This window comes from Legionella cincinnatiensis, assembly GCF_900452415.1.
Lineage (GTDB): Bacteria > Pseudomonadota > Gammaproteobacteria > Legionellales > Legionellaceae > Legionella > Legionella cincinnatiensis.
In genome coordinates this window covers 1,671,742-1,696,038 of record NZ_UGNX01000001.1, presented here as the reverse complement: position 1 = coordinate 1,696,038, position 24,297 = coordinate 1,671,742, and the positions used below count along the sequence as shown (strand labels likewise).

Below are 24,297 nucleotides of genomic sequence, written 5' to 3'. Positions count from 1 at the left end.
CATCCAAAACAAATGAAACACTATATCACATAAAGAACAATTAGATCTTTTTTTATAAAAAAATTACATAAAAATGACAAATAGAGTATAGATCTCTCTAATAACTGCGTTGCTGAGGAATAATGCATTCTGAGTTTATAGTAGGAACGAATGACTGATCTTTTTTACAATCTTTTGCATAAAATATTTGTTGATAAAAGCGAAGATTCATAAACTTACCTTCTTCATTTTGATCAGAATATACCCATAGGTTTGTTCTCAAAGGTTCTAATGCAATCGAACCTGTACTTGGAAGTGTATTAGGCAAATACTTAAGTAGAGGTGTAAAATCTTTAAATGGAACTTTTGACTCCGGTGGCTTAAGCCAACTCATTAATTTTTTATAGTCCTCTTCTGTAGGGTTCAAACCTTGTTTATCCCATGCAATAACGACAGAATATTGAGCTGAATTTCCACTATAATCAAACAGTTTTTTCTTGGCATCCGCAGTCCATTGAAAACTACTCCAATATTGACTTTCCCCATTATCAGTAATAATTGGAATACCGAGACTTTGACTCAGATTTTCTACGGTACTATAGGGATTTGGACTTGGATTAGGATTAGGATTTCGCGGTGAAACATCTCCTCCTTTATTACTAATACTTATAATTTTACCGATAGGACACACACAAGCCTGACTTTTGTCTTTACCTACACTATGAGTATCACCCCATATGTAATTTTTAAATAACATAACATAGAGCTCTGCGTGTTTTTTTCCTTCAGCAGTCAATGCATGTTCTCCCGATGACGTATCCTCCGCATGACGAATAACAAATACCACAGGCATACACCCATTAGTATTTCGAAAAGCACCCTGAACACTACAAGCGGAATCAGATGACCAAACATTAACAGAGATTAGCCCCAAAAAAAGAACACCAACGAATTTCATACTTGCAATCCTATTGAACCCGTATTAAATAGTTTAGCTCAAGGAAAGCAATACGGAGGCACTTTCATCTCTTATTCACGCTTTTGTTTTATTCAGACACTGCCGCAGCAACAAAACCAGGAAGAATAAGTTTCTCTGCTAATTTCAATCTTTTAGCTAGCTCAAAGGCATTTTGTGCTGCTTCAAACTGTCCATTTTTCTCCGCTGAGTCGATAAAGCAAGCAAACGTTAATTCATCAGCTAATTGCAAAACCATAGCTTGTTTAAAAGCATTTTGTGCAGCGCCAAAATGGCCATTTTTTCCGGCTGCATCAATAAAACTATTAAAAGTGTAACAATCATACCAGTTCCATTTCTTAGCTAATTCAAAAGCATTTTGCGCAGCATCAAATTGCCCATTTTTTCCTGCTGCATCAATAAAACTGGCAAAAGTAACTTTATTTGCCAACTTCCATTTTTTAGCTAACTCGAAAGCTTTTTGCGCCATTTCAAACTGCTTATTCTTCCCTGCTATGCTTATAAAACTATTAAAAGTAACTTCGTTGATCAATTTCCACTTTTTAGCTAACTCAAATGCATCTTGTGCCGCTTTAAACTGTCCATTCTTTCCAGCTAAATCAATAAAACTGGCAAACGTGATCTTATCGATTAATCGTCTTTCCTTAGCCAGTTCAAAAGCATTTTGCGCTGCTTCAAACTGACCATTCTTTCCTGCTGCGTTAATGAAGCTATTAAAAGTAATTTGATTTGCTAAGTGTGAGAGTTTAGCTACTTCAAAGGCCTTTTGTGCTTCATCAAACCGCTCGTTTTTTCCTGCCGCATCAATAAAACTCGCAAAGGTAACTTCATTGGCCAATTTCCAGTTTTTAGCTAATTCAAATGCATATTGCGCGATTTCAAAATGCCTGCTTTTTCCCGCTACATCAATAAAACTGGCAAAGGTGACTTCATTGACCAATTTCCAATTTTTAGCTAACTCAAATGCATCTTGTGCCGCTTTAAACTGCCCATTTTTACCGGCTACATCAATAAAACTGGCGAAAGTCACTGCACTGGCTAATTTTAATTCTTTAGATAATTCAAAAGCATGTTGCGCAGCATCAAATTGCCCATTTTTTCCTGCGGCAACAATGAAACTATTGAAGGTAATCTCATTTGCTAAATTTCTTTTTCGAGCTAACTCAAAGGCATTTTTTGCTGCACCAAACTGCCTGTTTTTCCCTGCCATTGTAATGAAGCTATTAAAGCTAGCCTCATTAATTATTTCCTTTGTAATTAATAAATTATGGACAGCACATGTAAAAGCCCAATTTCTATTAAACTTATTCATTAACTGATTGCAAACAACTACATCAATACTGTTTTCTGGTGCATTTTTTAAAATATCTAAAATAAGCAGCAAGTTTTTTTGGTGGCCAATTTGCTTACTTAACTCTATTGCTTCCTTAACATTCTTTTTTACAGTTACTTTATCTCTTAAGATTTTTATTATTTCTTCAAACATTATAAGTCCCTACTTTAAGTGATTTTTGTTAACTCTTAGCCAGAATAAATTTGCAGCCATTGACTAAGCACATTTAAAACATCATGTTTCTATTTAATCTAATTGACCAATATAATTCCAATTGATTATGTTTATATGTGATATATATTTGTTAAATATGTTTTTAATTTCAATTAGTTAGAAATAATAAAGTAACTTTTAAGCTAAAAAAATCTCTCTTCTTAGATTCATATGGAATAAAATAGAATACATAAAGATTTATACGTTTTTTCTGAGAGTTGGTTTTAAATCATTTTGAAGTAGCTGAAACAACTATTGCAGGAATTGAGTTACATCGAAATGAAAAGAAAAGAAAGATGAAAAATGCCGGATATACTCAAGTTTTGAACATTAAGCGGGTAAAAATATTTTGCCAACTCAGTGGTGGGATGATTCATTACAGAAAATCAAATTTATTGCCCCACGTCTTGATCAGCTATAGATCCTAAGGAAACAACATCATCGTAAATTTCAATTTGAAACCATTCATTAAAAACATCAAGATCGTTTAGATCTGAAGGCCATTGTAATTGGGGATCCTCAATCTCAAGAGCACCTAACCAAGCAATATGTTCATACTTAATAAGTGTATCAATATGCTCTTTTAAAAAAAGATTAATCTCATCCTTATCAGTTACTGATGTTTCAACCATGATGGTAGTTATAGAATCAAAAAATTCAACAGGAGGTTTATTTTTTATTAAATTCAACATTGGTTTGATATCTTTTTTTCCTATTTTTATTAACCACTCTGTTAACTTTTTTCCGGGGGAAATCTTCAGATAAAGACAATTCGATCGACCCTTGGCAAAAGATAAATGATGCACAAAGAAGAGATAAGAGAAATACTGTAACAATACTTGAGTAATTTCTTGATCTTGGGGTATTAGCGCATCATACACCTCTTTAGGGCCAAACCATTTTTTAAATTCATATTGTAAAATTTGTTTGCTGTTGCTAGTTAGTTGCAAGAGGAAATCATCTTTTTGTGGGATATCTGTTATAGGAAACAAATAAAGAGTTTTTTCATTTCGCATTATCACTGATAAAATACCCTCTTCATTGGCGCTTTCTACAATTTCAGCAAGCTCATCATAAGCGCCTGAATTATGTGGTTCTTTATCATATTCGCTCATTATCGAACCATATAAATTAATAAACAAATCGCTTGGTGTGAAAGCTGCCATCATCCTGGAGGTAAAGATACTCATAAATTATTCTCCTTATCAAATGCTAAGGCCTTTATTTTCTTTAGGTGTTTTATCCCACCAGCTAAAGTAACTTCCAATATTACTGACAATATTTTTTACTTGATCTTTTATTCCAGGTTGTATATTTTCTTTAACCATTGCCTTTACAACTTCCTTACCACCAGTTACTTTTAAAATATCATTTAAACCACTCGCTTTAATAATTCCTCCAGTAATTTCTTTAGTTACCTTAGAAACTACTCCTGATTCCAATTTTCCAGAAGAAATTGTATCAACGATTTTCATGCCTGTTTTCAAAGTAGTATTAGCACCAGGGACTTGCGATACCACATTTGTTACGAGTTTTGTCGTTCCAGAAACCAATCCTTTTTCTTTAAAAGTAGTAATATTATCTTTAACCATTTCGACTCCTTTCGATAAGGTATCATTAATTTGTTGATCCACCAGACTTAATTGCTTCACTAGCACATTACTTCCAGCTTTCTCCATCTCCTCTTTTATTTTTGGAATTTCTTTCGTTATAATTTTAGCTTTTTCGTTACGCGCATCCTTCAGATTTTTTTTCAACTCCTCAACGTCAGGAAATTCATCGCGATCTTCTGGATGCTCCTTTATATGCTTTAGCATGTCTTGTGTTTTGTTTATTGTTTGCTCCAACTCCTGCTTGCGTTGCTCTAGTCCAACCAGATCCTGTTCTAATTTTTTTTGCTTATTGATATTTCCCTCATCCATCTTACTCGCTACATGAGTGATCCCTTTAACAGCCAGTGCGGTCACAGTTATAGGCACTATCTCACCTATGAAAACACCAACCATCGCTGTTTTTTTTACATAGTTAATCCCTGTTTTTACAACCCCCCGCCTACTACGGTCCAAAATGCCTTCATCGTCTTTTTGTTTCATGACAACCACCACAGATGATTAAATTTAAATCTAAATGTTTAAATTTTATTCATAATGTATATTTTAGATCACCTCGAGGCGTATTGCCATCTGATTTGTGTTTTGTCAAGTTTAGAAGTGAAAAATTAACTCACTAGTCAAAAGGCTTCTTCTAAAGAAGTTTTTGATCTCGTTGTTTTTTTGCGAGTTCGGGCTCAAATTTTTTAAATGGTTGTATTCCAATCGATGATGGAGCAAGACATAACCATCATAAAATAACTGATTTATATAAATGTGGAGGGACATTGCAAAGCAGTGATTACTGAGAAAAATTGTAGGACGAATTACTATGTGATGTGTTGTAGAAGTGCTCTCAATCCTCACTAAGTAATATTAAGTGAGGATTTTTGTTTTTAGGATTCGACAAACAAGCTATCCATATTGTCTCAAAGCTTAATAGATATTAACTGATTGCAAACAACTACATCAATACTGTTTTCTGGTGCATTTTTTAAAATATCTAAAATAAGCAGCAAGTTTTTTTGGTGGCCAATTTGCTTACTTAACTCTATTGCTTCCTTAACATTCTTTTTTACAGTTACTTTATCTCTTAAGATTTTTATTATTTCTTCAAACATTATAAGTCCCTACTTGAGTGATTTTTGTTAACTCTTAGCCAGAATAAATTTGCAGCCATTGACTAAGCACATTTAAAACATCATGTTTCTATTTAATCTAATTGACCAATATAATTCCAATTGATTATGTTTATATGTGATATATATTTGTTAAATATGTTTTTAATTTCAATTAGTTAGAAATAATAAAGTAACTTTTAAGCTAAAAAAATCTCTCTTCTTTGTTTCACATTAAATAAAATAGAAATGTATAAAAATTTATGCGGTTTTTTTTGACAATTGTTTTTAAATCATTTGCAGCACCCGCAACATCTATTGCAGGAATTGAGTTGCATCGAAATGCTAAAGAAAAGACAGATTAAAAATGCCAAGATACTCAAGCTTGTGCAGTTTTTATGAATTGGCGGCCACTACGACCAGAATATGGCTAGCCCCCATCTTCTCAAGAAGTTTTGGAAGAGTCAGCTAATAATCATTAATGAATCTTCCCTCGAGTTTTTAATTATCCAATGCAAATATTTAAGATAGTAAAAATATTTTGCCAACTCAGGAGGTAAAATAGCTCATTAGGATCAAATTTATTGCTTCATGTCCTCTTAGCTACACCCCTCAAGGAAACAACATCATCATAAATTTTCATTTGAAGCCACTTATTAAAAACATCAACATCGTTTAGATCTCAAGAGCACTCACCAAGCACTATGTTCCTCCTTAATAAGTGTATCAACATGCTCTTTAAAAAATGAAAACAGCAACTGCAGAAATTTTTTATTATCGCCAGATAATTCCACATAACTCATTGAAAATAAAATACTATTTAATATTTTAATATAATATATAAAAATTATGAATTGGTCAAATATTGGCAATAATGATTTAATTTAATCAGATGCAAAACACTTTTAAGAGAGAAAAATCATGAACTCGTCAACACTTAATTCAATGATATCTGTTTGGATAAATTGAAAACTGCCAATTATTACTAAACCAAGCCCCATGGCCCTTTAAGAAAAACGAAATTATTTTTTGGAGAAAGCAATGAAACAAAGTCCTGATGAAAAAGATTATTATAAGAATATGGTAGCACTTACGAATGAAATGATGGATTGGTTACTTAAAGGTTTGGATTCTGTCGATGCACCAAACCAGAAGCAACAAACCCCTAACCAATTCGTACAAAATACGAATGCTGCGCAAAATAATCAACAAACACCACAAAACGCAGACGGCCCTCAACTCGGCCAACTTTCATCAAGTCAGACTAATGCAACTCCACGTGATTTAGATAAAGCGTGTGGAGCACATGATGATCTCATCACTGCAAATACCAGTGAAAATGAGAATACAAACGCCCATGATAATGCGAATGAAAATGATAGTATCAATTCATTAAGCTTCCAGTAATTACCATGCGATGTTGTCGTTATACAATATCAGTTGAAGAAACTCACTCAATCCTCACTAAGCAATATCCAGTGAGGATTTTGTTTTTAGCACTTAACCAGCAGAGCTATTCGTATGTTCAAAAATCCCTATATCTTACTCAACTAATTGCTTATTAGTTCTCTTTTCACAACTTGCGAGAACAGGGTAAGTAAAATATGTATCCTTATTTGACAGTCACTTTGACTGTTTGAGCGTTAAGAGTAAGTTCCGTTTCCTCGACCTCTTCTTTCAAATTACTCAATTCCAATTTGAATTGTTGCATTGTATTAACAAGCGGTTGTATGTCATTAACCGTAGCAAGTTCCTTTTCAGTAATATCAGGAACATCAAATAAGTTATCTTCTGATTTAGTTTCTACTAATTGCTCAAGTCGTTCAAACCCAAGTCTTTTAAGATAGGTTTGTACTGCTACACCGAATTCTCCATTTTCGATACAACGTTTATGAATTGCCAAATTATTGCACTGTGTTTCAGTAATTGTTTTACCTTCTTTAATACTTTGTAAAATATCAATTAAAACATCAGCGGCAATTTTTTTAGCCTGTTTACTCCAACTCCAGAAATTGTACATCGCAATTTCAGGTTTTTCATTTCTTGTCTGATAGTATTTTTGTACCGCTTCCATAAAGTCAGTAATATCATCTTTAATAGGTTCAATCTCCAGTGGTTTCTCTTCAAGTGTATAATCTTCAATAACCTGTACTTTGAGCATTTTCTCTACTTCTACTGGACATTGTTGTAAAAATAATCCCATTTTTTGCATCATCATTTCATATTCATCGAGGTCAGCCAATTTTAAAGACTTAAGATTAATCCAGCTGTTTTCTAAGTTCTCTTGTAAAATCAAACTATCCTCAATGGATACTTCTTTTTCTATTTTCATTTCCTCTACTAAAAATCCTGAGCTTACAATTTTAAGGATTTCCTCAAGCTTTTTCATATGGGTTGATAAATGCTCTAAATATTCTGAAACATTGTCTTCTTTAATATAAGATTCAGAAGAAAGAAGTTTGCGGATGAGTTTCGCTTTTGTTTCTAGATTATTTATTGAAAGAACAAGTTCATTACAACGTTGTTGAATAATTAAATCGTCATGGGTTTGTTTTAATTTGGGATCAATCTTTCGTTGTAATTCAAATAAATCTCTTACTCGTGAAATTGCTTCAATATATGCTTTAGGGGTGTTGGCAACCTCCGAAATTTGTTGCAACGTTTTCAAGAATTGTTGATACCCGTCAACAGTATAGCCTTGGCTTAATGTCTCAATATTCAATAATAATTTGGATTGCAGCTTCATTTGACTTTCAACAAGAATATCAAATACAGAAGGATCAACTTCTTCCAATAGGGGTCTAATATTTTTTAAATATGTTTTAAAATCAAGTGCAATGTAACTTTCTATTTCCAAGTCTTTTTTGACGGCCGTAGAAGGTGGTGTCATTATTTGCTCTAAAACAAACTCATCACCCTTATCAAAATTTGACGTTAAAGTCTCTAAATATTCTTTAATTTTAGGCCAATTATCATCATTTAAAGAAACTTGCATCGCGCCATATTTATCAGGAGTTACATTGCCAGTTTCAGTAAGTAATTTTGCTTGATAAACGGGATCACTAAAATATAATGATCCTGCTGCGGTGAATGTATCCGAAGCACCAGTTAAAGAATGCCCCTGACCAAATTGATCCGTATCTGACTGTATACTCTCATCTTCTTTAGGATGTCCCCAGAGGGCTTCTAAAATTGAAGAAGAAGGAGCACTTTGCTCTAAACCCAACATCATTAGCTGATCTGGAGTATAGTGATGGAAATACATATGGCCGCTAAAGCCATTTTTATTGATATTCTTTCCAATTAGATTCTTTTCATTCTCTCCACCCATGGCAATGTTTACGCCAAAATCATAGGGGGTTTTAATAAGGGTCGGTATCTGTCCCATAACACCGAGCATAAAGCCTTTTAGTTCTGTAATTTTTTCCCCTTTACGAATAACCCCATGAGTTGCAGATCGTGAGACAATTCCTTTACTTCCTGCTTCAGGAAAAAACGCTAAAAATTCCTTCAGATTTTCTGTTGATAAATTCTTATAATCGACAATGACTCGACTAGCATGTGATAAATAATCAATTGATGTAAGTACATCACTTGGATTGGTCAGTTCTTTAGTTTTAACCAATGAAGAACGTGTTTTAAACTCCCCCTGAGCAACGCAAGCCAATAGTAATTTAGATATATTAGTAGCTGGATCATCTGAAGCATTATGTTTAAATGTTTTTAACCACTGCTGTGCCACTGCTAATTGATCTTCTTTAATACTATTTTTAATAATGGTGGTCTTTGCGTTGAGTACTTCTGGTGAATCTTTTGACATCGCATTCTCTTTCGTAATTTTTTAAGCTAAAAGCTAAATAAATTTAAATTTTGGCGAATTATATATCACGTTAATTAACAGAATATTAATAATTGAAGTTTTATATTTTTTACTCTTTGCAGAGGACAATTTTTGAAAAGGGAGATGAAAAATAAGAAATAACTCGCTGATTTTAAAGTGATTTTATATAATTCTTTTCGCCAAAAAAGAGGATTATATGAATAAAATCAGCGAGTTGAAGAGAATATTAGGTGAAAACCTTCCTTGGAACAAGGCCAGATTAGATTGTTTTGCACGCATGCTACTGGCTTTATATGTGGTTCGCACAGTCAATTTAAGTGAACTAGCAGTGGCTTTTGCATCGAAAGCGGAAGTGAGTTCTCGTTATAAACGACTTCAACGCTTTTTCAGGCAATTCAAAATCGATTACACAATTTTTGCGCGGTTAATCTTTAAATTATTTTTTTCTAACACACAAAAAATCTATTTAACAATAGATAGAACCAATTGGTATTGGGGGAAACAAAAGATCAATATTTTTATGTTAGGTGTTGCGTATGAAGGAATATCTATTCCTTTGTTTTGGACTTGTCTTCCTAAGGCAGGAAGCTCAAATATAAAAGAACAAAAAGCATTAATAAATCGATTTTTAAAGTGTTTTGGTTCTTCTCAAATTATGGGCCTATTAGGTGATCGTGAATTTGGCAGTGGTGGTTTATTTAATTGGTTAAATAAAAAGAATATCCCCTTTTATATTCGGATTAAAGAAGGCTCAATGGTGCATATTAAGAAGAAAAAATTATTTACTGCTAAAAAAATATTCAAAGAATTAAAACCTAAAGAACACAAAGTATTTGATGTAGCAGTAGAGTTATTTGGGCAACGAGTTTTCATTGCGGGAGCACGCTCTGAAAAAGGTGAGTTAATGATTGTTGCAACGAATCAATCTCCTAAAAATGCAATTCCAATCTATCTTAGAAGATGGGAGATAGAATGTCTTTTTCATGCTTTAAAAGGACGAGGTTTTCGTTTTGAGGAAACTCACATGACCTCCTTAGAACGCGTTGAAAAATTAATGGCTGTTTTAGCACTTGGTATGTGTTGGGCGCATAAAATAGGCGAATGGAGGGCACGTAATAAAAAAGCCATTAAAATAAATCGGCATCGTGAAAATAATCGCCCTCAAAATAGCTTTTTTCGCTATGGTTTAGATTTTATACGGGATTTACTCATTAATCCTTGTAAGAAAGTATCTCAATTTAGAATATGTATATCCGAATTATTTAATTTTAATACACTACAGATGCTTAGATCATAAAAATTGTCCTCTGCAAAGTTTTTTACTCAGTGTAGTGACGAAACAAAAATGCGAGGCTAAAAATTGGATATGACGTCGCACAATTGGACTAAGTAAACTGAATCAATTGATGCAAATGCAAAACAATATGGTGTAATAGATTTGCTCTTTAATATACCTCATTAAAGAAAACACTGTCTGAAATAAATACTCATTTAGTTTCTTTACTAACCAAATTACCAGTGATAATTCCTTCTTGCATCTGAGCTGCAATATCTTTCAAACCCGATGGCGAATGAGGTAACAAAATAGTATTGGATTTGTCATTAGCCCCAATTTCTCTTAACGTATCAAAATATTGGGTCACTAATACTAAATTCATTATATCCGCTGCAGTAATATCAGAAACTGTTTTTTGAAAATCATCTACAGATTGACGTAAACCATCCACTATTGCCTTTCGTTGGTTAGCAGTACCCTCCCCCTGTAGTTTCTTACTTTCTGCCTCGGCTTCCGCTCTTTTAACCATTAAAATTTTCTCTGCCTCTCCTTTAGCCTGAGCCGCTACCTGTAAGCGTTGTTGTTCGTTAATTTCATTCATGGCATTTTTAACTTTCTCTTCTAATTCAATATTAGTCACTAATGCCTTTACAATTTCAAAACCAAATTCCTGCATGGTTTGAGTCAGCTCTTTACCCACAGCATTGGCAATACTGTCTTTCTTCTCAAATACATCATCAAGAATCATGCTTGGGGTTTCGGAACGAACCAAATCTAATACATAAGCAGTAATTTGCTGTGCGGGATTTTCAAGCTTATAAAATGCCTCATAAATTGCGTCCGACTTAATACGATACTGTACTGAAACTTGAATTTGAACAATAACATTGTCTTTTGTTTTTGTATCAATTTTCACATTCAGCTGCTGCACTCTCAATGATACTCTCCCAGAAATCCATTCAAGGAGTGGGATTTTGAAGTTCAGTCCAGCATAAGCCACCCTATTGAATTTTCCTAGTCGTTCAACAAGCACCGCTTCTTGTTGGTTTACTATATAAAGTCCTGTGACTATTATATAGCCAACAATGATTATAAGAATTAGCAAAAAAATCATTATCTTCTCTCACACCCATTAATAATATTTTCCTCTATTTTTGATACATCATTGCATCCATGCAACATACCATGTCTTTTTTAATATTAGTTCATATAATCAACAGGTGATGGAAAGCTAATATAATTTTTAGTCAATTGCTTCTCGTTTTGTTGATTTGGATTGGCATTTTGGCACCAATCATCTGATTTAGGATGTTTTTCTCCTTTACTATTGGTTACAAGGCAGGATTGCTTATTGACTATTTCTGCCTTATTACTTGGACATTGGGCAGGATCTCCCGTACATGGGGCAAACTTTTCATTAACGATAAACACATACTCATTATCATTTAAATCTGTAAATCGAACCTTAATTGGATAAGCAGCCACTGTACCCACCCTAAACCCAGCTATCTGGCTATTTGTCGGCATAATAATGTCCTGCTTATCTTGCTGACAATTTGGATCTCCTGCTTCTTGATTTAAGACACACACACCATATTTCTTAATCAAAGGAGTATTCACTTTATCGACCATGGAAGACGGTACTCCTATCGCTACAGAAAAACCATCGGCATAATTAAATTGCTGTTGATTTTCAAGACCTTGAGTTCCACCTACCGTAAAAATCAATCCATCCCCTAGCTCGCTCATAAAACCTACGGCATCATCAACAGAGAATCCATAAGCATCCATAGAAAGATAATTTTTATCATGAATTAATTGCACATAAGGATTGAACAATACTTCTGGAGAAATGTTGGATCCCTTATAGTTATACTGTAAATCATGAATATACATGGATTGAATCTTAGCATGATCCCACCCTGGAATCTTAGTATCAGCTAATGGATTAGCTGCAGCACCACATCCTTCATTAAAGGGCACCCAGCCATAAATATGATTAATCGCTTCCCAGTAATTAAACGGGACTGGCTTGGAGCCATGATTCAAATTACATTTTCCATCAGCATACATTTGCAAATATTGTTGATGGTTTTGTCTGAAAAACTGCTGTACTGCCTGAAGGTTTGTTTTTAAATCTTGAGGGCAATCTATTTTTTGTGTCACGTATTTACTAATGTCTTCATCCCAGACAACACAAGAACCCCATAGATTTTGCATTCGTTGTACCGCTTCCCCAAAGTGAAGTGATTTTTTTTGTTCTTCAGTACATTCTCCTTGAATACAAGCCAATACAGTCAATACTGGTGGAAAGCCATCTTTGGGTTTGACTGGGACATTATCTTCGGGAGGTAAGGTGCCTGAGCGTTGTGCATAAATATTATAGCCACCTGGTAATTTTAATTCACTCAAATTATAAACGGGCCAGCCCTGTCCAATAGTTGTTTTTAGAAATGAATCAAGATGCTCTCGAAAAGCACTTAAAGACTGTCCTGATCCACTATACCCAATATAGGGATTATTTTTAGGTGCTATGGCAATAGGCATGTAAACATGATCGACGTATGAAATATTGTAGCCCACATTCTCTGGCTTTAATAAGCGCAAGGACTGTTTCGGTGGTATAATAGAATCTCCAAAAGTATACTCTGATAACTGCGCGTATATATTTTCTGGAAACTGAACATCACTCGAATACGTGCTCAGTTTACATTCAGTGTTTTGTCCCTGACAACTAACACTAGAAGGAGTCACCAACTCGTCATCTTTTTCATTACGAAGTCTGTCATTTTTATCAGCCAACACCACACGCCCGCCATTCCACCAAGTAATGTAGCGCCCTTTCGATAATTCACTATACAATGGGAGTATAATCGTAACCGATGATCCTGGGGCAATTCCTGTATTTTCATTCACATATAATTTATAAACATAATCTGTTGGATAGAGTTCACTAGTACGAAAACACCCTTGAAGCCACTCATTTACAGCATTTTTACTGGTTGCTAAGACGGGATAAATCGTTGTCTCAGAATCATTATAAATGGTTATTGTCTTTGGTTTGATCGTTATTGGATTATGATTATGATCTTTACATTCAATATTCTCAGCCGCAGAAATCTTAGTAAACAACGACAAGAGAAAAAATCCAGAAAGAGCAATCATGGTTTTCGACATCGCAAGATTCCTTATATTTAAGCATATGTTACGTACTAAAAATAACACAATCAGCTTTTTAATAAATTCGTAAAGGTACAATTAACACTTCTTTAACAAAAAGCGGCAGTAGTTTGTACTCAATGAAGCAGAATATCTTGATTTAGTGAACAATATCATTTAGTTATACTGTATGTTATTTTTATATTAAAGGCGAAGTAATGGATAACTTTCCCCACACTCAAAATCAAATATACTTAAATCATGCTGCTGTTAGCCCTTTTTCTTTCAGTGTAAAAGAAGCGATTATCAGTTATGTTGAAGAAAGGCATATAAAAAATATTGAAAATTATTTTTCATTTCAACTTATCATAGAAGATGTTTACAAAAAAATTGGTGTGCTACTACACACGGATCCCCTACGCATTTGTCTTACACCAAATACAAGCACGGGCTTAAATATATTAGCAAATGGCTATCCCTGGAAAAAAGGAGATAGGATTCTCCTCAATAATCAAGAATTTCCAGCAAACATTTATCCATTCTTAAACTGTCAGCGACATGGTGTTGAAATTGATTATATCGATAATAAAAACCCTATAATTGATAGCTCCGATATTGAAAGAGCACTCAAGCCTAATACCAAATTGCTATCCATTAGCATGGTACAATTCCTTAATGGACACGCAATTGATCTCGCTAAAATAGGCAAAATCTGTAAACAAAATGGCACATTATTGTGTGTCGACGCGATACAAGGATTAGGAGCCACTGATTTAGAAGTGGAACAAATCGGCATTGATTTTTTATCCTGTGGTAGCCATAAATGGCTAATGGCCCCCGAAGGGCTCGGTTTTATTTATGTGACCAATGAATTACAAGAAAAACTAATACCAAGTTACGTAGGTTGGTTAGGCGTTGAAAATCCATGGGAGCTTTTAAATTATGACTTAACGTTCCAAGAAAGTGCAAAGCGCTATCTAACAGGAACTATGAATCATATTGCTATTGCAGGGTTAAATGCCTCCTTAGAGCATTTAACATCAATAGGATATGCTCGCATCAAGGAGAAAGTATTAGCAAACACTCAATTCTTTTTAGATAACTTCCCGCAATTACACTGGCTCACCCCCCAAGAAATGCGGCTAGGTATAGTTACATTTAAGCATCCTGATGCTGAAATAATCCATCATGAACTAAACACACGAAATACTACCGTTTCAGTTAGAGAAGGACAATATCTTAGAATCTCGCCACACTATTATCACCACAAAGAAGAGCTAGAAAAAGCCGCCATTTATCTGGAGCAAATATTAAATAAGCTTAAATAGCGAGCCGTTCTTCAGGCAATTTTATTGGCGTCTTTTGTGAAGCCCCTAAGCTTGTCTTAGTTAATGAATATAATTTTTCAACGTTAACTTAACGTGAGTTTCGGATAAAGAATCTATTTAGATCCAGTCTTCATTTCGGCCCGTTTGGGCTGAGGAGGCATGTATGCCGTCTCGAAGCCTGAACACAGATCTTAAAAATTCGTGCTAAGGCTTCGAGACAGCGCTACGCGCTTCCTCAGCCCGAACGGATCGTGATAGAGAATCGTTATAATTATATCCTTATCCATAACTCACGTTAACTTAATGGTACTCATACTCATTTTCAGATGACCAATATAAATACAACTTGGATCAATATTGCATATAATTATAATACAGCAGTATTGATATCAATGGTGTACGATATGGTCAAGAGAAAAACAACTGCAACTGCGCAAGATCTAGCCGAACACATAAAACAGCTAGAGAATTTACTCACTAAGAAAGAGGAGGAATATAGGTCATTAGTAAGCAATTATAATAAAAAACAAAGAAATCTAGAGGTTCTCTATGACCCTATTTCTCCTTTATATAAGGATCTTAAGGAGAAAGCTGATAAACATTTTTTGAAAATGGATAAAAAGATTCAACAAAATACTGAAGAATGCCAAGAAATAACCAAAAAAATAGAAGAATTTAAGTTAGCTAAGGAAAAGCAACCTTTTATAGAAAAGCTTGAAAAATATATTGCGCGCATTGAATCTCACAAAAAGGGAGGTGAAATTGATTTTGAACATGGATTTCTGGCCTTTAAAGAATCGCGAGGAAATAGTCGTAAAGAAAATTATCTTCTTGCCCAAGCAATGCTTAAAGAATTAAAAAATGAAAAAACATCACTCAAAGACGTATTTTCTCAAAATTTAAAAGATCCTAAAAATCTTGAAAAAAGCTCTGAATACAAAATAGAAATACAGAAAATAAAAGGTTCGGGAAGAGCCATTCATGGCGAGCTAAAAGAGATAATTCAAGATTATGAAAAGAGTGAAACAGCAAAATTAAGAATGTAATAGAGGATTGGTCATTAGGAACCAACAATTCTTAAAAAGATTTAGAATAAGTCTCTACCCGCTGTATGTGACGACAGTGCGTATGCTTTCTTATTAAATAAGCGACAAAAATCGGTAAAAAATAGTTTCGCAAGTACCATTGACTTAGGTAAATAGTATTTGCTGTCTAAGTGGATGCTTTGAATATCTTCTGGTTGTAAATGGCGACGCAGATGCTCTAAATAGTCTGGATGTTCTAACCACCGCCGCACCAAATGAGCATCGACTTCCAAATGAAATTGGAGTCCTATACTATTACGATAACAAAATGCTTGCACGCATTGTTTGTTTTTTAAAAGAACATCAACACCGGTAGCAGTCTGACTTGCAAATTGATGCCATTGAAAAACATGAATTGACCGATCAAACAACCCAAATAATTCATGCTCACCACATTTATCGACTTGTATCCATCCAAACTCAGGTTTGTCTAAAGCATAACAGCGACCACCCAAAGCTATATTCAACAATTGAGAGCCTAAACAAATGCCGAGTATTGGGATTTCTTTAGTGAGGGCTACTTGCAACAATTCTATTTCATGAATTAGATGGGGGTACAAATCCAGCTCATTAGGATGCATAGCACCACCTAAGACAACAACACCATGATAACGATTCATATTCACTCGTTGATGAGGATCTCTGGCAAAATTGACATAACGGATACGCAACTTCATCCTCTTTAAGGTATGAATAATAATACCTAAAGGTTCATAAGGAGAATGTTGTAAAACCAGAATTCGTGCCATCATCAAATCAATTCGATTAATTGTTTTAAGTATAGCTTGATGACATGAGCATTTAAATTACATCAGACCATCAAATGCTTCAAATTATTAGACAACCACATTATAAAAATACTTTATGAGCAATCGTGTCCATTTAATTTAACGTCAATGATGGATAAGAGATCGGGTTATTACACTTCGACCCGTTCGGGCTGAGGAGGCGCACTAGCGCCGTCTCAGCTCGAATGGGTCGTGATAGAGAATCGTTATAATTATATCTTTATCCATAACTCACGTTAATTTAGTAATTTGCTCTTAAAGAAATGGACAAGTAAGACTATCTTGTCCACTTCTTTTATAAATTATTACATACCCTATTCCAATCAGTAGTAAGATTCTAATCTTTACTTAATTTTCACTTGTTATAATGTGTCACCTACTCCTTATTCAAATATGGAAAATCAATATGATTGAAGTAGCTAAAAAAGCCCTTTTAGAGAACAATAAAGAACGCTTTAAAAAAGCAATTGAGCTATGCAGCAAAAATCAAATTAATGAAGTTGATGAGCAAGGCAATACTCTTTTACACCTTGCGGTCCAGCAAGGTTCTTTAAGTTTCGTCAAAAACCTACTTGCTAAAGGAGTAGATATTTCACTACCCAATAAGAAAGGCAACAGTGCCTTACACCTGGCAGTACAACAAGGTTATTTTAATATTGTGTATGAAATGCTTGAAATATCGCAAGCAGCAAAAGATAGAAAAAGAAAAGCAAAATGGACTGATAAAGATCGTAGCGATAAATTAACGATACTTAAAAATTCTGAAAGTAAAGCATTGGCGTTACTCAACGTCCCTAATAACGAAGGTGAAATACCACTCATTATTGCCGCTAAATTAAAGGATGATCTGATCTATAAAAAGCTTTTACTACTTGAATCAGCACCTGGTTATACAAAAAGTCATATTGATAAGGCTTTAAGCCTGCGACAAAAACACATAGGAAACTTGAAAAATAAAAGTTTCTGGTCAGCAGTTTTAGAAACTTTTTGCCCTTCCGCATCTATAGCCGAATTAACCGAATCGTTTGCGTATACTGGATTATTGGCAGGAGCAAGTGCAGCAGTGGGCTTAGGCTTGAATATTGCCTTTGCTGTTATTTCTATCCTTGGATTTAGCGCCATCATGTATGCAAACTATAAAAAAAATCAATCTGAAAAAAATGCTGCTGAAGAGCTTGAAGAATTACAAGCGGAACAAGCATTCTTACACAGCATTAGAAAGAGAATCACGCATCTCTCTTCACAACAATCATTAACTGCTGAGGACCAGAAAGAACTGACATCGATGAAAAAGGAATTAACAAAATCTATTCAAAAACCAATACTTGTAAAAGGTAATGAAAAAAATGCCGCAGATTATGTAACTAGAAAAGATAAAATACTTGCTGCATTAAGTTCAGTTGGCAGTTTTTTATGCACTTACTCTGGTTTATTAGGTATCACAGGCTTAGGCTTGGGTATCGCTGCTACAATTATGGGTACTAGTTTATCCGCGCTTATTGTTGCTACAGGTCCTATAGGAGTAAGTGCCGCCCTGGGAGTAGGGTTAATATTGGCTGGAGCCCTCGCCTTTTACCATTATCAAACTAGAAAACAAAGCTATATGGTATTTGGAGAACAACGAGCATCTATCTATAAGCTGCAGTACACTATTTATAAAGAACAACAAGACCTTATTCATGGTTCCGATAAAGTGCTGACTCACATTGATAAGCTGCTTCAGGAACCATCCGCAAAATCTAAAGAATCTAAGATAGAAAAGCCTGCTCCGGAGAAAAATACATCGGAGTCTGTTCTTGATAAATACAATCATGGCCATAAACCGGGTGAGATCTGCTCTATAGAAATAAAACAACTAAGTAGTAATGGTTTCATGAAGAACACTCAAAACTTAACGAATAGGATAGCGACTGTGGATGAGCATATAGAGCCACCCAAAACAGCAAACATCATATAAATTGGTTATAAGGAAACGAACCATCATTTATTAAGCATTATGCCACAGTCAATGGATTGGTAGGACTCACCTGTTGGACTTGTATTGCTTACTTTAAACAGACCATGATTGATTAACGGTGCGTTAACCTCATGATGAGCGCCACGTGCAGGTTCCATTTTGGTCTGATGAGTTGTATTATTTTTTAGTCGCTCTCTTAAATAATCAATAAGCTCCTCCTGCTTACTTCCAATTGCTTTATTCAGAGCCATTCTTACTGCATTATGTTCTGGGGCATTTATTTCACATAAATATCGAACAATTTTCGGTTGCTGAAATTTAACCGCTAATATAAGTGCATTTTTAATAGTGGATTGATCAAGTGCTTCCATTTTATTCACACACAGATATTCAACAATTTCTTTTCTTCCTTTTTTAACAGCAAGAAGAAATGATTCCTTTAGAGATGATTTGCCTGGCGGATTCATTGGATTGCAACATAAAAAGGTAAACACTTCTGTATGGCCATGATTAATCGCCTGATATAAAGCTTGGGTAATAGCATGCCGACTTGGTTTATTAGAAGAGCTCATCGAACAAAAATACTCAATTAAACGAAGATTTCCTGTTTTTGCAGCACTTATAACCCCTTGCTCAATCATAGATTGATCCGGGGGGTTAGTTAATGAGTTGCAAAAGTAAATGACTAAATCCGTATGCCTGTTAATAATGGCTTGTTCAAATGCATTTTGGAATGTAGATTGAGATATTAATTTTTTGGGTGAATCATAAAAGCACTGAACCGCTGCGAAAAGATTTAGCTGACAGGCTTTTATAAACGCTCGCTCTATTACTACAGGGCGTGGGGTATTACCCGATAAATTGCAAAGAGTTTGTATTATTTTCGTTTTTTGATTAAGAGTCGCTTGTTCAAATGCTTTTTCAACATTAGATAATGTAGGTTTATTTTCTTCAGCTTCAGCAATAAATGGGATAACGTCAATGGCTTCCGCTTCTATTGCCAAATTAAATAGGCTATTAATTACTGATTGCTTAGGCAAAGCAAAAGTAGATTGATAGAAATAGGTCACCACATTCAAGTGATTATTAATTATAGCCTGCTTAAGAATTGTAGCAATTTCATCAGTAGATGGTACGTAATCATAAGTATTATAAAGATATTCTATGATGTTAACTTGCCCTTGCTGAGCAGCAAAACGTACAATTGTCTCTATTTCATTTTCGCTTAAAAGCACTTTATCAAGTCGCGTAAGATAATCTACCGTGCTCCATTGATTTTCTTTGGCTGCAATTAGGATTGCTTTATTAAAGAGCTCTGGAGCAAGTTCATCCTCAAAAAGCTTAATTAAACCGAGATTACCGTATTTTGCTGCCTTGAGAAAAACAGTTTTACCTTCATATTCTTTTTTCATCCAATCTAGTCGTTCTACAGGATGAGTTTCTAATTTTTTAATAACCTGCATTCTCAGTAATTCATTATCTATAGTCGCAAGAATTTCAATAAGTATTCGTTCATATTCACTCACTGCGTCCGAAGTTATAGGAGGCAACGACAGTGCTTCAATAAAGGCATTTAAATCAAACTGTCTTCCATGATGAAGAAATGCAATTTGAGCAATTTTTGCTTGAAACGCATATTTATTACCAAGATTAAATTTCGTCTGTGGCTTGATAAGAGCAAGTGCATTAAATTTTCGCGTCGCCTCAAACCAGCAATCCTCGATAATTTGATAATTGCGACTATTAAATGATGATTCTGATGTTTGTTCGAAAATACAATCATTGAATTGCTTTGCAATTACTTCATAACGCTGGAATAGTAAACGTCCACTCTCTGAGTATTTGTTTAACTGCCTTAGCAATTCTTCATCTTCAAGTAGATGTGGGTATCGTATCAGATTATCAATTAGTGCTTGAAATACTAATGATGTTGCAGGATGTTTTTTTCTCAAAAAAACTATGAATAAAGCAGTCAATTGGTAAACGATTCCTGAGTCATCAGGATGTTTTTTAGAAAATTGCTGAATAAGCTCCGTACTATTTTTTTCGTTGATTGCATCAAACAATTTAGGCTTATAAGGTATTAAATATAACACGGCTCCTTCACTATGAGACAATAGTTCTTGGGCAGTAGTATCATCAATCAGATCAGCCAAATCTTTTAAGACTGATGGAGAATATTTAGATGCAATTAAATGAATAATTCCTGCAAGTTCTGCAATAATGACCTGTGGCTTATTTAGTGCCTGTTTTAATGTTTCTTGCCATTTAGGATTAGTATATTCACTCGAGTGAATTACCGCTTCAATTAAAAAAGGGAGTCCAAAAAATTGATGCAGGCTTAAAAAATTCTTTACTCCTTGTGAAAATTGGAGTGGATTTTGGTGTGGGAAAATTGTTTGAAGTTTTTGTTCTTGAAACACACCATTAAGCGAATATTGCTGTAGCCCTCGTTCATCACTAGCCGTTTTCTTCGCTATCTCCAGCAAAGCCTTCGTTTGGGGAAAACACTCAAGCAAAGCATATAATCGAACAATTTCATTATCCTTATCATGTAAGGTAAAGAAATGATACTTAAGAAAATCATGAAGCAAGTAGGTTTGTAATGTTTTTTGAGCACCAACTCCGCGATGTAATAACCAAAGTATTAATGCGGCAAACTGTTCTGTATCACCTATATATTGCCTGAATAATCCCACAATTCCTAAAGGATTTTTTTGATGCGATAATAACTTATTTAAATTCAACAAATTTCTTTTAACTGTTTCAACATCTTCATCAATTTTTTTCTTGTATAATACAAGCTCTACTTTTTCTTGAACTTCAGGATGATCTTTAAACAATTCTTTATTTTCTTTATAAAATTCGAGTGTACTTTCTTGATTTTCCTGAAGTAAAATCAAAAACAATTGGTTCACTTTAGCTGATAACTGAATTTGGGGTTGTTCTTTTTGAGCTTGAGACAATAAATATTTTAATGTAATGGGCAACAAAGAATTTTCTGAAAATTGTTGGCTGCAGAACTTAAGGTATTTCACAAATAAATTATGTTTTTCTAATGCATTAATTTTCTCAGTTGCGACCCCACCACCGTATCTAGCAGCATGTACCTCTCTAAGCAGTATTTGATGCGTTCTTTCTGCTTGATTTAGCTCCAGATCAACAAGCTCTCGAGACAAAACTTTATCGGAAAGATAAAGCGTCTCTTCATCACATTGAAGCCAGTTAAACAGTTCTTTGATGTTCACATTTTGACTCGATAGAAAAACATAAGAATAAGATGTACTACAAATGAACCCAAGTCAATCTAATATTTACTTAAAAATATATTGCAAAAAGTATAACGATCTTGTACTTTGAAGAAATGGAAAGTAAAGACACAAGGAGAACAAATATGAATCTAGGTTTTTTTTCAAACTCAGGGAAATCACCATATAATAAAATTCTATTAAAGTGCCCCTGTAATACAGCTGGACTTAAAAATTTAAATCTTGTTGTTTCACAATTAATGGCGTTTAGCAAAACCGGTTTTAATGTGATTATTGAAGAAAGTACAGGCTCATCGCCCGCAATATCTTTCCCTGACTCGATTATTGTCAGTAAAAAATTATTAGAGCAACCCATTAGTGTTATTGCATTTGTAATGGCACATGAGTGGGGACATCAAATGTTTGGGCATACAACCATTCCCCCTTACTTACGCCCTACCAGTGGAAAGCAATTCGATGAGGATTCCGCAGACAGCTATGCAGCTCGATTTTACACAGCACATGAATATAACCTTGGAGATGTTTATCAGTTTAATGCCCTTTTCTTCCCTGAGGAAGCCCAATTAAGAAATGAGAAAATCGCCTTGTCTGCTTATTGGCATATTTCAGCGAGCCCTGTTTGTTAATAGCTTCACCCATAAAACTGAGCGAATGGTAACTATTCGCTCAGTTATCACCATATTATTTACCCTTAACATCCAATTCAAAATCTATATTACCACGTGTAGCATGGCTGTAAGGACAAATTTTTTCGTGAGTTTCCTGGACAAGTTCCTGAGCCTCTGCAGTGGATAGCGATGGAATATTGACATTCATTTTGACAGCGATGCCAAATCCTCCTGCCTCACGAGGTCCAACAGAAACATGGCATGTTACAGTCGTATCTGCCACATTTTTCTTGTGTTGGCTGGCCACGAATTCTAATGCACCCCCAAAACATGCCGCATAACCTGCAGCAAAAAGGTGTTCGGGTGTTGTTGTATTGGGTAAACCAGGGCCTCCCATTGCCTTTGGAACAGAAAGGTTGACACTCACAGAGTGATCAGTGGTTTCCGAATGGCCGTTTCGGCCACCTGTATTCATTGCCGTTGCTGTTACAAGAGGTTTAATGGTATTGGCCGACATTTGACTCTCCTTTTTGTAGGTTTGATTGATAGTGGCAACGAATCATTTCAACATTCGATAAAACTATCAGTTTCTATAGAACTCGCAATTTAAAGTTTAATGAGTATAATTAAAAATTTTCCACCAAAGTGCAAGTTCTAATGCGATGAATTAAAAGAATCCACGCGCTAGCCTTTTCAAAAGAACAAATAAATAAGGATATAATTCATGAAGATATCTATCATATTCACAAACAACAAAAAATCAAATCCCAATGACTTAATAACTACTTCCCTAGATAAGATAAAAAACTATATTAATAAAGAGTTTCCGAATCAGTATCAAATTCAAGAGCTGGAGCACTCCATCACTAAAGAGAATTTAGCGCTTAATTTTTCGTGCAGAACCGTTAGCAAGGAAATAGAAAATAATAATCACGTCGAAGAAATACAAAACTTTCTTACCAAACCCCAACTAAAAAAAATCTTTCACATGGATAATACATCTGATATTAAAGAAATAATCATCATCCCTACCAAAAGATTAGAAGCAATAAAAAAGATAAATGCTGATACAACAAAAATAGATCCTTATTTTGCGGATTACTGCGCAAGACATCTTTCTTATTGCAAGGATATGCTAAAACGAGATGTTCATAATATTACTATAGAATATGAACAAAAAGGAAATAATGACGAGCATTGCACAGGAAAGTTCGAAGAAAAATACATTAAAAACTCTCTAAATAATACTCGCGCATCGAACTTAAATAATGTTTATCACTGCTTTGCAACCGCTATATTGAAAAATGAAGCGTTCAAAAACAAACTTATATCCTCTGGAATTAGAACCGTTCTAATGAAAAATAACGAGAATAATATTACCCTAGAAGTCGAGATTTCTGATGAAACACATTACTCTTACTCCATCAAAAAGCCCCATTCATTATCGCCTTCCTATTCTGAGTCATCGCCACTTTTAGCAATGGGCATGTATGCAGTCAAAATAAATGGAGAGGATCCAGATCCTTTTGAACAAAATGCACGTTTATTAAGTAGCAGTAATTACTTTTAACGAATCCATTTCTAAGCATTGCGCCTCCATCCATATGAGTCCCGCTTGCACAAGCTGCCCCATCCCCACGAAATTTAAAAATAGGGATCCAGTCACTATTTAGAATCGTTCAGTCTGAGGAGGGGCAAAATGCCCCGTCTCGAAGGCCTGGTATAAAGCTTCGAGACCGCTTTGCGCCTCCTCAGCTCGAACGAGCCATGCTAATGAT

18 protein-coding genes are annotated in these 24,297 nt (G+C 34.7%); 7 read left to right on the top strand and 11 right to left on the bottom strand.

Annotated elements, in window-relative coordinates; all coding sequences use genetic code 11:
• Nucleotides 1-97: 97 nt before the first annotated feature.
• From DYH34_RS07530 to DYH34_RS07510, 5 genes are all read right to left on the bottom strand, one after another.
• A complete protein-coding gene (locus tag DYH34_RS07530) occupies nucleotides 98-937 on the bottom strand; it encodes a hypothetical protein (protein WP_058463349.1) in 840 nt (279 codons plus the stop codon).
• Nucleotides 938-1,025: 88 nt separating this feature from the next.
• Nucleotides 1,026-2,441, bottom strand: a complete 1,416-nt coding sequence (locus tag DYH34_RS07525; RefSeq protein WP_058463350.1) for a pentatricopeptide repeat-containing protein — start codon at nucleotides 2,439-2,441, stop codon at nucleotides 1,026-1,028.
• 452 nt (nucleotides 2,442-2,893) lie between these two features.
• A complete protein-coding gene (locus DYH34_RS07520; RefSeq protein ID WP_058464425.1) occupies nucleotides 2,894-3,691 on the bottom strand; it encodes a hypothetical protein in 798 nt (265 codons plus the stop codon).
• Nucleotides 3,692-3,706: 15 nt separating this feature from the next.
• On the bottom strand, nucleotides 3,707-4,594 hold the full coding sequence (locus DYH34_RS07515; protein WP_058464424.1) for a hypothetical protein: 888 nt from the start codon (nucleotides 4,592-4,594) through the stop codon (nucleotides 3,707-3,709).
• Nucleotides 4,595-5,019: 425 nt separating this feature from the next.
• On the bottom strand, nucleotides 5,020-5,211 hold the full coding sequence (locus DYH34_RS07510; RefSeq protein WP_244918533.1) for a hypothetical protein: 192 nt from the start codon (nucleotides 5,209-5,211) through the stop codon (nucleotides 5,020-5,022).
• A 1,038-nt stretch (nucleotides 5,212-6,249) separates the two neighbouring features.
• On the opposite strand from DYH34_RS07510, the gene DYH34_RS07505 reads away from it, so the two are divergent.
• The gene (locus tag DYH34_RS07505) at nucleotides 6,250-6,615 is read left to right on the top strand and encodes a hypothetical protein (RefSeq protein ID WP_058463351.1); all 366 of its coding nucleotides are present in this window, start codon (nucleotides 6,250-6,252) and stop codon (nucleotides 6,613-6,615) included.
• Nucleotides 6,616-6,820: 205 nt separating this feature from the next.
• Here DYH34_RS07505 and DYH34_RS07500 read toward each other — a convergent pair whose 3' ends face one another.
• On the bottom strand, nucleotides 6,821-9,028 hold the full coding sequence (locus tag DYH34_RS07500) for a hypothetical protein (protein WP_058463352.1): 2,208 nt from the start codon (nucleotides 9,026-9,028) through the stop codon (nucleotides 6,821-6,823).
• A gap of 217 nt (nucleotides 9,029-9,245) precedes the next feature.
• Between DYH34_RS07500 and DYH34_RS07495 the strand changes: the two genes are divergently transcribed.
• Nucleotides 9,246-10,346 carry an IS4 family transposase gene (locus tag DYH34_RS07495; RefSeq protein WP_058466253.1) on the top strand — a complete coding sequence of 367 codons (1,101 nt, stop codon included), beginning with the start codon at nucleotides 9,246-9,248 and terminating at the stop codon, nucleotides 10,344-10,346.
• A gap of 190 nt (nucleotides 10,347-10,536) precedes the next feature.
• Here the strand turns inward: DYH34_RS07495 and DYH34_RS07490 are convergent, their stop codons facing one another.
• Nucleotides 10,537-11,439, bottom strand: coding sequence for an SPFH domain-containing protein (locus tag DYH34_RS07490; protein WP_058466252.1), 903 nt, complete (start codon nucleotides 11,437-11,439; stop codon nucleotides 10,537-10,539).
• 86 nt (nucleotides 11,440-11,525) lie between these two features.
• Nucleotides 11,526-13,502 carry a hypothetical protein gene (locus DYH34_RS07485; protein WP_058466251.1) on the bottom strand — a complete coding sequence of 659 codons (1,977 nt, stop codon included), beginning with the start codon at nucleotides 13,500-13,502 and terminating at the stop codon, nucleotides 11,526-11,528.
• A gap of 200 nt (nucleotides 13,503-13,702) precedes the next feature.
• Between DYH34_RS07485 and DYH34_RS07480 the strand changes: the two genes are divergently transcribed.
• Nucleotides 13,703-14,812 (top strand): aminotransferase class V-fold PLP-dependent enzyme, encoded by a 1,110-nt coding sequence (locus DYH34_RS07480; protein WP_058466250.1) that lies wholly within the window; start codon nucleotides 13,703-13,705, stop codon nucleotides 14,810-14,812.
• A 404-nt stretch (nucleotides 14,813-15,216) separates the two neighbouring features.
• Entirely contained in the window at nucleotides 15,217-15,858 is a 642-nt protein-coding gene (locus DYH34_RS18180) for a hypothetical protein (RefSeq protein WP_065240120.1), read from the top strand.
• 41 nt (nucleotides 15,859-15,899) lie between these two features.
• Here the strand turns inward: DYH34_RS18180 and DYH34_RS07470 are convergent, their stop codons facing one another.
• Nucleotides 15,900-16,649, bottom strand: a complete 750-nt coding sequence (locus DYH34_RS07470) for a type 1 glutamine amidotransferase (protein ID WP_058466249.1) — start codon at nucleotides 16,647-16,649, stop codon at nucleotides 15,900-15,902.
• Nucleotides 16,650-17,091: 442 nt separating this feature from the next.
• Between DYH34_RS07470 and DYH34_RS07465 the strand changes: the two genes are divergently transcribed.
• On the top strand, nucleotides 17,092-18,642 hold the full coding sequence (locus tag DYH34_RS07465) for an ankyrin repeat domain-containing protein (protein ID WP_058466248.1): 1,551 nt from the start codon (nucleotides 17,092-17,094) through the stop codon (nucleotides 18,640-18,642).
• 23 nt (nucleotides 18,643-18,665) lie between these two features.
• Here the strand turns inward: DYH34_RS07465 and DYH34_RS07460 are convergent, their stop codons facing one another.
• Entirely contained in the window at nucleotides 18,666-21,890 is a 3,225-nt protein-coding gene (locus DYH34_RS07460) for an ankyrin repeat domain-containing protein (RefSeq protein WP_058466247.1), read from the bottom strand.
• A 146-nt stretch (nucleotides 21,891-22,036) separates the two neighbouring features.
• On the opposite strand from DYH34_RS07460, the gene DYH34_RS07455 reads away from it, so the two are divergent.
• On the top strand, nucleotides 22,037-22,537 hold the full coding sequence (locus tag DYH34_RS07455; protein WP_058466246.1) for a M48 family metalloprotease: 501 nt from the start codon (nucleotides 22,037-22,039) through the stop codon (nucleotides 22,535-22,537).
• Nucleotides 22,538-22,592: 55 nt separating this feature from the next.
• Here DYH34_RS07455 and DYH34_RS07450 read toward each other — a convergent pair whose 3' ends face one another.
• Entirely contained in the window at nucleotides 22,593-23,036 is a 444-nt protein-coding gene (locus DYH34_RS07450; RefSeq protein WP_058466245.1) for an organic hydroperoxide resistance protein, read from the bottom strand.
• A gap of 207 nt (nucleotides 23,037-23,243) precedes the next feature.
• On the opposite strand from DYH34_RS07450, the gene DYH34_RS07445 reads away from it, so the two are divergent.
• Entirely contained in the window at nucleotides 23,244-24,089 is an 846-nt protein-coding gene (locus DYH34_RS07445) for a hypothetical protein (RefSeq protein WP_058466244.1), read from the top strand.
• Nucleotides 24,090-24,297 lie beyond the last annotated feature (208 nt).

Coding starts and splice junctions, on each gene's coding strand:
- DYH34_RS07530 (WP_058463349.1), bottom strand. CDS start 937: ATGAAATTCGTTGGTGTTCTTTTTTTGGGGCTAATCTCTGTTAATGTT.
- DYH34_RS07525 (WP_058463350.1), bottom strand. CDS start 2,441: ATGTTTGAAGAAATAATAAAAATCTTAAGAGATAAAGTAACTGTAAAA.
- DYH34_RS07520 (WP_058464425.1), bottom strand. CDS start 3,691: ATGAGTATCTTTACCTCCAGGATGATGGCAGCTTTCACACCAAGCGAT.
- DYH34_RS07515 (WP_058464424.1), bottom strand. CDS start 4,594: ATGAAACAAAAAGACGATGAAGGCATTTTGGACCGTAGTAGGCGGGGG.
- DYH34_RS07510 (WP_244918533.1), bottom strand. CDS start 5,211: ATGTTTGAAGAAATAATAAAAATCTTAAGAGATAAAGTAACTGTAAAA.
- DYH34_RS07505 (WP_058463351.1), top strand. CDS start 6,250: ATGAAACAAAGTCCTGATGAAAAAGATTATTATAAGAATATGGTAGCA.
- DYH34_RS07500 (WP_058463352.1), bottom strand. CDS start 9,028: ATGTCAAAAGATTCACCAGAAGTACTCAACGCAAAGACCACCATTATT.
- DYH34_RS07495 (WP_058466253.1), top strand. CDS start 9,246: ATGAATAAAATCAGCGAGTTGAAGAGAATATTAGGTGAAAACCTTCCT.
- DYH34_RS07490 (WP_058466252.1), bottom strand. CDS start 11,439: ATGATTTTTTTGCTAATTCTTATAATCATTGTTGGCTATATAATAGTC.
- DYH34_RS07485 (WP_058466251.1), bottom strand. CDS start 13,502: ATGTCGAAAACCATGATTGCTCTTTCTGGATTTTTTCTCTTGTCGTTG.
- DYH34_RS07480 (WP_058466250.1), top strand. CDS start 13,703: ATGGATAACTTTCCCCACACTCAAAATCAAATATACTTAAATCATGCT.
- DYH34_RS18180 (WP_065240120.1), top strand. CDS start 15,217: ATGGTCAAGAGAAAAACAACTGCAACTGCGCAAGATCTAGCCGAACAC.
- DYH34_RS07470 (WP_058466249.1), bottom strand. CDS start 16,649: ATGATGGCACGAATTCTGGTTTTACAACATTCTCCTTATGAACCTTTA.
- DYH34_RS07465 (WP_058466248.1), top strand. CDS start 17,092: ATGATTGAAGTAGCTAAAAAAGCCCTTTTAGAGAACAATAAAGAACGC.
- DYH34_RS07455 (WP_058466246.1), top strand. CDS start 22,037: ATGAATCTAGGTTTTTTTTCAAACTCAGGGAAATCACCATATAATAAA.
- DYH34_RS07450 (WP_058466245.1), bottom strand. CDS start 23,036: ATGTCGGCCAATACCATTAAACCTCTTGTAACAGCAACGGCAATGAAT.
- DYH34_RS07445 (WP_058466244.1), top strand. CDS start 23,244: ATGAAGATATCTATCATATTCACAAACAACAAAAAATCAAATCCCAAT.